We start from the raw sequence: 7562 nt of genomic DNA on the forward strand, positions 1-7562 counted from the left end.
ATCAATCAGCCCGCGTGGAACTTCACCACCAGCGGCACGATCAGCAACGCCACGATGTTGATGATCTTGATCAGCGGGTTGACGGCCGGGCCGGCGGTGTCCTTGTAGGGGTCGCCCACCGTGTCACCGGTCACGGCCGCTTTGTGGGCTTCGCTGCCCTTGCCACCGTGGTTGCCGTCCTCGATGTACTTCTTGGCGTTGTCCCATGCACCGCCACCGGTACACATGGAGATCGCGACGAACAGACCCGTGACGATGGTGCCCATCAGCAGACCGCCGAGCGCCTTCGGGCCGAGCACGATGCCCACCACCACCGGCACGACCACCGGCAGCAGCGACGGGACGATCATTTCCTTGATGGCGGCCGAGGTCAGCATGTCCACTGCCTTGCCGTACTCGGGCTTGGCCGTGCCTTCCATGATGCCCTTGATCTCGCTGAACTGGCGACGCACTTCCACCACCACGGAACCGGCAGCGCGGCCCACGGCTTCCATCGCCATGGCGCCGAACAGGTAGGGAATCAGCCCGCCGATGAACAGGCCGATGATCACCATCGGGTCGCTCAGGTTGAAGCTGATGGCCTGGCCATAGCTTTCCAGCTTGTGGGTGTAGTCGGCGAACAGCACGAGCGAGGCGAGGCCGGCCGAACCGATGGCGTAGCCCTTGGTCACGGCCTTCGTCGTGTTGCCCACGGCGTCCAGCGGGTCGGTGATGTCACGCACGCTGCTGGGCAGTTCGGACATTTCGGCAATGCCGCCGGCGTTGTCGGTGATCGGGCCGTACGCGTCCAGCGCGACCACGATGCCGGCCATGCTCAGCATCGATGTCGCGGCCACCGCAATGCCGTACAGCCCGCCGAGCCAGTAGGAAGCCAGGATGGCGATGCACACGAACACCACGGGCCAGGCCGTCGAGCGCATCGACACGCCCAGGCCCGCGATGATGTTGGTGCCGTGGCCCGTGGTCGATGCCTGCGCGATGTGGCGCACCGGCGAGTACTGCGTGCCGGTGTAGAACTCGGTGATCCACACCAGCACGCCCGTCAGTACCAGACCCACGACACAGGCACCGAACAGGCGCATCTGCGTGCCGGACTGGGCGATTGCGTTGTCGGGCACCAGCCAGACGGTGACGAAGTAGAAGGCGATGAGCGAGAGCACGCCCGCGATGGCCAGGCCCTTGTAGAGCGCGGGCATCACGTTCTTCATGCCGGGCGACGCCTTCACGAAGAAGCAACCGATGATGGACGCGATGATCGACACCGCACCCAGCGCCAGCGGGTAGAGCACCGCATTCACGGGCGCGGCGGTGACCATCAGCGCGCCGAGCACCATCGTGGCGATCAGCGTGACGGCATAGGTCTCGAACAGGTCGGCGGCCATGCCGGCGCAGTCACCCACGTTGTCGCCGACGTTGTCGGCGATCACGGCGGGGTTGCGCGGGTCGTCCTCGGGAATGCCGGCTTCCACCTTGCCCACGAGGTCGGCGCCGACGTCCGCACCCTTGGTGAAGATGCCGCCGCCCAGCCGCGCGAAGATGGAGATGAGCGACGAGCCGAAGGCGAAGCCGATGAGCGGGTTCAGCAGCGTTGCGAGGTTCTTGTCCGGCGTGAGGTTGCCGTTGCCCACCAGGAACCAGTAGAACCCGGCCACACCCAGCAGGCCCAGGCCCACGACCAGCATGCCGGTGATGGCGCCGCCGCGAAAGGCGACGTCCAGCGCCGGGCCGATGCCTTGCGTGGCGGCCTGCGCGGTGCGCACGTTGGCGCGCACCGAGACGTTCATGCCGATGAAGCCACACGCGCCGGAGAGCACCGCGCCGATGACGAAACCGATGGCGGTCTTGCCGTCGAGGAACAGACCGATGAGGATGGCCAGCACCACGCCCACGATGGCGATGGTGCGGTACTGTCTTGCCAGATAGGCCGCTGCGCCGGCCTGGATGGCCGCCGCAATCTCCTGCATGCGGGCGTTGCCCGCGTCTTTGGAAAGAATCCAGCTGCGCGCCCAGACGCCGTAAACCACGGCCAGCAAGCCGCAGACGAGCGCCAGAATCAGCGCCGAGTTGCCTGTCATGTCTCTATCTCCTGCGTTGTATTCCTTGGAAGGAGCACCGCAGCCGGTGCTCCCGCTGCGTTGCTTCCTCGTTGCTCCCGCAGGGAGACGATTGGCCAACGGAGGCAATTTACTGGAAAACTCGGGAATTCGTGCAGTGCATCAACAAACTAGAATGCGGGTTTTCCCGACAGTCCTCCAACCAGAACTCTTATGTCCCTCGAAAAAGTCTCGCCCGGCAAGCACCTTCCCGACGCTTTCAACGTGATCATCGAGATCCCGATGAACGCCGACCCCGTCAAGTACGAGGTGGACAAGGAATCCGGCGCGATCTTCGTGGACCGCTTCATGAGCACGTCCATGCATTACCCGACCAACTACGGTTACGTGCCCAAGACCATCTCGGGTGACGGCGATCCGGTCGACGTGCTGGTGATCACCCCGGTGCCGCTGTATCCGGGCGTGGTCGTGACCTGCCGCCCCATCGGCATCCTGAAGATGCAGGACGAAGCCGGCGAAGACGGCAAGGTGCTCGCGGTGCCCATCGACAAGGTGCTGGCCATCTACACCCAGTGGCAAAAGCCCGAGGACCTGAACCCGCTGCGCCTGAAGACGATCTCGCACTTCTTCGAGCACTACAAGGACCTGGAACCCGGCAAGTGGGTGAAGGTGCTGGGCTGGGAAGGCCCGGACGCTGCCCGCAAGGAAATCCTGGACGGCGTGGAAAACTACAAGAAGGCCAACGGCGGCTGATTCAGCTACCGTCCACCTGCCGGAACGGGCTTCGTGCCTGCAGGTGGTCCATGTACTCGCCGATGCCCGCGTCTTCCCTCTGCAGGAAGCGCTCCACGGCGTCGGCAAACCCCGCGTGGGCCAGCCAGTGCGCGCTGGTCGTCTTCACCGGCATCAGCGCGCGGGCCATCTTGTGCTCGCCCTGCGCACCTCCTTCGAAGCGCACCACGCCGTGTTCGATGCACCAGGCCAGCGGCTGGTAGTAGCAGGCCTCGAAGTGCAGGCAGTCCACGCGCTCCAGCGCACCCCAGTAGCGGCCGTAAGCCACGAGTGAGCCGTCCGCCTGTTCGCCCAGCGCGATGAGGCTCGATGCGATCGGCACGCCCTTGCGTTCGGCGATGAAGAGCAGCCAGCTCTCCGGCATTTCCGTCTGCATGCGCTTGAAGAAGTCGCGCGTCAGGTAGGGCGCGTTGCCGTGTTCGAGGTAGGTGCGCTCGTAGCAGCGGTAGAAGAAATCCCAGTCGTCATCCGTGATGTCCGCGCCGCGCGCCCAGCGGAAGGTGACGCCGGCTTCTGCTACCTTGCGGCGCTCCTGCCGGATCTTCTTGCGCTTCTCCTGATTGAGGCTGGTGAGGAAATCGTCGAAGCTGGTGAAGCGCGTGCCGTCGGGCTTGGCGGACGTCCAGTGGAACTGCACGGTGTGCCGCAGCATCAGCCCGGCTTCTTCGCAGGCAGCCGTGTCTTCGTCGGACGCGAACAACAGGTGCAGCGACGAGAGCTTTTCTGCCTCGCACCACTGGATGAGGCCATGCACCAGCGTCTGCCGGGCCTTCTTGTCCACTGCGAGCAGCCGCGCGCCCGGCACGGGCGTGAACGGCACGGCCACCACGGCCTTGGGGTAGTACTCCAGGCCGTTCTGCTCGTAGGCGTTGGCCCAGGCCCAGTCGAACACGTACTCGCCGTAGGAGTGGGACTTCACATAGAGCGGGCAGGCGGCGATCAGTTCGGCATCGTCTTCTTCGCCGCGCCACAGGGTGATGAACCTGGGCAGCCAGCCGGTGCGCGCGATGGCGCTGCGGCTGTCGTGCAGCGCGGCCAGGTACTCGTGGCGCATGAACGGGCTGGGCCGGGCCTGCCGCGAAAGCAGGGCGTTCCATGTGGACGCGGCGATGTTCCACGGCGTGTCCAGCACCCGAATGACATAATCGTCCCGGTCCTTCTTCCTGCTTGTCATGACTCTCAAAACCGGCATCGCACAGCTCAATTTCGTCGTGGGCGACATGGCTGGCAACGCACAAAAAATCATCGATGCCGCACGCAAGGCCCATGCCGAAGGCGTGCGGCTCCTTCTGACGCCCGAACTGTCCATCTGCGGCTATGCGGCCGAAGACCTGTTCCTGCGTCCTTCCTTCATTGCTGCCTGCGATGATGCCGTGAAAACGGTGGCCCGCGAACTCGCGGGGTTGAAGGACCTGACGGTCGTCGTCGGTCATCCGAGTGGCGGAGACGAACGCACGAAAAGCGTTGCAGTCCAGCGCCGCCACAACGCGGCCAGCGTCATCCGCGCAGGCGAGGTCACGCATACCTACGCCAAGCGCGAGCTGCCCAACTACCAGGTGTTCGACGAGCGCCGTTACTTCACACCCGGCACGGGCGTCTGCGTGTTCGAGGCCGGCGGCATCCGCGTCGGCCTGATCATTTGCGAAGACGCCTGGTTCGACGAACCCGCCCGGCTGGCCAAAGAGGCTGGCGCGCAGGTGATCGCCATCCCCAATGCTTCTCCGTTCCACGTCGGCAAGGGTGGTGAGCGCATTGCGCGCATGGCAGAACGCGCGCGCGCGGTGGGCCTGCCCCTGATCTATGCGCATCTGGTCGGTGGACAGGACGAGGTCGTGTTCGACGGGGCGTCCTTCGCCGTGCAGGCGGACGGCTCGCTCGCCGTACGCGCGCAGAGTTTCCGCGAGCAATTGCCGACCATGGCTCTGCGCCTCGACAACGGTCATGTGGTCATCGAGGGCAAGGTCGAGCCCGACCGCACACCCGAAGCTGATTTGTGGGACGCGCTCGTGCTCGGCGTGCGCGACTACATCGGCAAGAACGGCTTCCCCGGCGCGTTGCTCGGCCTCTCGGGCGGCATCGACTCCGCGCTCGTGCTGGCCGTTGCGGTCGATGCGCTGGGCAAGGACAAGGTGCGCTCGGTGATGATGCCGTCGCCCTACACGGCAGACATCAGCTGGATCGACGCGCGCGACATGGCAGCGCGCCTGGGCGTGCGCTACGACGAGATTTCCATCGTGCCGCAGTTCGAGGCCTTCAAGGCGTCGCTCGCCAATGAATTCAGGGGCCTGCCCGAAGACACGACGGAAGAGAACATCCAGGCGCGCATCCGCGGCACGCTGCTGATGGCGCTGTCCAACAAGTTCGGCAGCATCGTGCTGACCACCGGCAACAAGAGCGAGATGGCCACGGGCTACTGCACACTCTACGGCGACATGGCCGGCGGCTTCGCGGTCATCAAGGACGTGGCCAAGACGACGGTGTTCGCGCTTGCGCGCTGGCGCAACGCCAACGACCCGTACGGCACCGGCAGCAACCCGATTCCCGAGCGCATCATCACGCGCCCGCCCAGCGCTGAATTGCGACCCGACCAGAAGGACCAGGACAGCCTGCCGCCGTACGAGGTGCTGGACGCCATCCTCGAGCGCTACATGGAGAACGACCAGAGCGCCGCCGAGATCATCGCCGCCGGCTTCGACAAGGCCGACGTCGAGCGCGTGACGCGGCTCATCCGCATCAACGAATACAAGCGCCGCCAGGCGCCGGTGGGGATACGGGTTACCCACCGGAGCTTCGGCAAGGATTGGCGTTACCCTATCACCAGCAAGTTCCGCGCTTGAGAAGATTCTTGATTACAGGAGACCCGGAAATGAAGCAGATCACAGCCATCGTCAAGCCCTTCAAGCTGGAAGAGGTGCGTGAAGCCCTGGCCGGTTGCGGCGCATCGGGCCTGACCGTCACCGAAGTGAAGGGTTTCGGTCGCCAGAAAGGCCACACCGAGCTCTACCGCGGCGCCGAATACGTCGTGGACTACCTGCCCAAGATGCGGGTGGAAGTCGTCGTGAAGGACGAAGACGTGGACCGCTGCGTCGACGCGATCGTCAGCGCCGCACGCACCGGCAAGATCGGCGATGGCAAGATCTTCGTCACCTCGGTCGAGCGCGTGGTGCGCATCCGCACCGGCGAAGAAGACGAGTCCGCGGTTTAAATTTCCTCGCTGGCCTCGTCCAGCAAAGTGATGGCATCGGCATCCAGCACCAGCCGCGAGGCCGCTGCCAGTTCATTCAATTGCGCGATGGATGTCGCGCTGGCGATCGGCGACGTGATGCCCGGTCGCGCGATCTGCCAGGCCAGCGCCACCTGCGCCGGCGTCGTCTCGTAGCGTTCCGCTACGGTGTCCAGCTCGGCCAGGATGCGCAGGCCGCGTTCGTTCAGGTACTTGGCCGTGGTGTTCTTGCCGCGCGCGCTCTTCGAAGCGTCTTCCGCGCTGCGGTACTTGCCGGTCAGGAAGCCGGCCGCCAGCGCGTAGAAGTTGATCACGCCCACGTTCTCGGCAATGCACAGCGGCTCCAGCTCGGCCTCGAACACCTTGCGGTCGTACAGGTTGTAGAGCGGCTGCAGGCTCTCGTAACGCGGCAGGCCAAGGCGCTTGCTCGTGTCCAGTGCTTCCTTCAGGCGCGGTGCGCTGTAGTTGGAGGCACCGATCGCACGCACCTTGCCGGCCTTGATGAGGTCGGCATAAGCGCCGAGCGTTTCTTCCAGCGGCGTGGTTTCGTCGTCCTTGTGCGACTGGTAGAGGTCGATATGGTCGGTCTGCAGGCGGCGCAGCGAATCGTCGACGGCCTGGCGGATGTAGGCGGGCTTGAGGCCGACCTTGCCATCGCCCATGTCCATGCCGACCTTGGTGGCGAGCACGACGCGGTCGCGCTTGCCGCTTTGCTTGAGCCACTTGCCGATGATGGTTTCGGACTCGCCGCCCGTATGGCCCGGTGCCCAGCGCGAATACACGTCGGCGGTGTCGATGGTGTTGAAGCCGGCGTCGAGCCAGCCATCGAGCAGCGAGAAGGAAGTGGCCTCGTCGACGGTCCAGCCGAAGACGTTGCCGCCGAAGGTGAGGGGGGAAACCTGCAGGCCCGAGCGGCCGAGTTCACGATACTTCATGTCGAGACTCCTGGACGAAAAGGGCATTGTTGCCGGGTTCGGGGAAGTTTGCAGGCCTGTCCGAGAGACTTGGTTGTGGATGGGGAAAGCGTTGGGTACGATGTCGGCTATCGGCCAAAAGCGGACATTGTCGGGAGACGTTTAGATGATCGATTCCGCAGAGGAATTTGTCAGGTTGAGAACTAGCGAAGTCCAAGAGGAGTACACGCGAGCAAGCGTCGAATCCGCCTCGCTCGAAGTCTGGACGGATGTCGTTCTTCGATTTCCGCACATGCGGGAATGGGTGGTGCACAACAAGGCGGTCCCACCTGAGATTCTTGAGCTGCTGTCTCGCGACGGCTCGGAGAGCGTGAGGGCAGCAGTCGCAATGAAGCGGAAGCTGTCTGCTGACTTGTTCACACTGTTGGCGAATGACGCGAGCGAAGTAGTTAGGGCGCGTCTGGCATACAACCAGAAATTGCCGCCTGCCTTGCTTAGAGCACTGGCGAACGACTCTTCACCGTTGGTGCGAGAAGCATCGCATCGGCGGCTGCGCGAGTCAGGGATGCATTGAGTCGA

The 7562-nt window shown here is 64.3% G+C and carries 7 protein-coding genes; 4 read left to right on the forward strand and 3 right to left on the reverse strand.

The annotated features are described in order from the left end of the window. Positions 1-5: 5 nt before the first annotated feature. Positions 6-2075: a sodium-translocating pyrophosphatase gene (locus ACO2Q9_RS20345; RefSeq protein ID WP_423314150.1), complete on the reverse strand. Its 2070-nt coding sequence runs from the start codon at positions 2073-2075 to the stop codon at positions 6-8. A 192-nt stretch (positions 2076-2267) separates the two neighbouring features. Between ACO2Q9_RS20345 and ppa the strand changes: the two genes are divergently transcribed. Further along, on the forward strand, positions 2268-2807 hold the full coding sequence (ppa, locus tag ACO2Q9_RS20350; RefSeq protein WP_423314151.1) for an inorganic diphosphatase: 540 nt from the start codon (positions 2268-2270) through the stop codon (positions 2805-2807). Position 2808: 1 nt separating this feature from the next. On the opposite strand, the gene ACO2Q9_RS20355 is transcribed toward ppa, so the two are convergent. After that, positions 2809-4020, reverse strand: coding sequence for a GNAT family N-acetyltransferase (locus ACO2Q9_RS20355; protein WP_423314153.1), 1212 nt, complete (start codon positions 4018-4020; stop codon positions 2809-2811). On the opposite strand from ACO2Q9_RS20355, the gene ACO2Q9_RS20360 reads away from it, so the two are divergent. Both ACO2Q9_RS20360 and ACO2Q9_RS20365 read left to right on the forward strand, forming a co-directional pair. Then, a complete protein-coding gene (locus ACO2Q9_RS20360; RefSeq protein WP_423314155.1) occupies positions 4019-5683 on the forward strand; it encodes an NAD+ synthase in 1665 nt (554 codons plus the stop codon). The two genes, ACO2Q9_RS20355 and ACO2Q9_RS20360, sit on opposite strands and share 2 nt — an antisense overlap. Before the next feature lie 29 nt (positions 5684-5712). Then, positions 5713-6051: a P-II family nitrogen regulator gene (locus ACO2Q9_RS20365; protein WP_423314157.1), complete on the forward strand. Its 339-nt coding sequence runs from the start codon at positions 5713-5715 to the stop codon at positions 6049-6051. Here ACO2Q9_RS20365 and ACO2Q9_RS20370 read toward each other — a convergent pair. Beyond that, positions 6048-7004: an aldo/keto reductase gene (locus tag ACO2Q9_RS20370; RefSeq protein WP_423314159.1), complete on the reverse strand. Its 957-nt coding sequence runs from the start codon at positions 7002-7004 to the stop codon at positions 6048-6050. The two genes, ACO2Q9_RS20365 and ACO2Q9_RS20370, sit on opposite strands and share 4 nt — an antisense overlap. A gap of 145 nt (positions 7005-7149) precedes the next feature. On the opposite strand from ACO2Q9_RS20370, the gene ACO2Q9_RS20375 reads away from it, so the two are divergent. Then, positions 7150-7557: a hypothetical protein gene (locus ACO2Q9_RS20375; protein WP_423314160.1), complete on the forward strand. Its 408-nt coding sequence runs from the start codon at positions 7150-7152 to the stop codon at positions 7555-7557. Positions 7558-7562 lie beyond the last annotated feature (5 nt).

It is taken from the genome of Variovorax sp. VNK109, assembly GCF_049445855.1.
Lineage (GTDB): Bacteria > Pseudomonadota > Gammaproteobacteria > Burkholderiales > Burkholderiaceae_C > JAGOCV01.